1 protein-coding gene is annotated in these 608 nt (G+C 43.8%); it reads right to left on the reverse strand.

The window, feature by feature from the left end:
• Positions 1-591, reverse strand: a 591-nt coding sequence (locus AC3WR0_RS25395) for a DUF6444 domain-containing protein (RefSeq protein WP_492554853.1), incomplete at its 3' end; no start/stop codon positions are given.
• Between the last annotated feature and the right edge of the window lie 17 nt (positions 592-608).

Raw genomic sequence — 608 nt, forward strand, 5'->3', positions numbered from 1 at the left:
GCTTGGACGGTGTCCAGTCAGATCCTCAAATAATTGGCTGATTCGTTCAAGTGGAAGATGTTGATATGTATGTAGATAAGCGCACCAGGCATTCCAACTTTCGCCATACTGAACAGGCGCCTTCACATTTTCCGGAAAGGCACCATACTGGATTTTCTTACAGTTTGGACAACATTTTGAAGCTGCCCTATGCTCTGTAAAAATTAAACGTGGAGTGGGCAGGTCAACAATTTGTCTTCTCTTAAAGCCTTCTGCGGGGACATGAAGAAGGGAATGATCACAATAGGAACAGGTTTCAGGCTCATGCCATTTGATTTGATCCGGGCTATTTGACATCTTTAATGTATGCCCCTCATGTCCTTTAGGGGCACCCTTCTTTCCCCCGGAAACCCGAAGGCTTTTTGGTTTGCGCAAGCCGTCACTGGAAGGTGGTTTATTACTGTTAGAGCTATTGGACCCTACTTGTCTTTCAAGTTCTTTTACACGTTTTTCAAGTTTATCAATGTGTTCCACCAGCATGGTAATAAACTCGGCTATTTCCGAAGGCTTGCCCTCACTGATTTGTTGGATCTGTTTCTTTGAATATTTCATTTGCATCACCAGCTTTC

The sequence above is a fragment of the Neobacillus sp. FW104-15D2 genome (assembly GCF_058790155.1).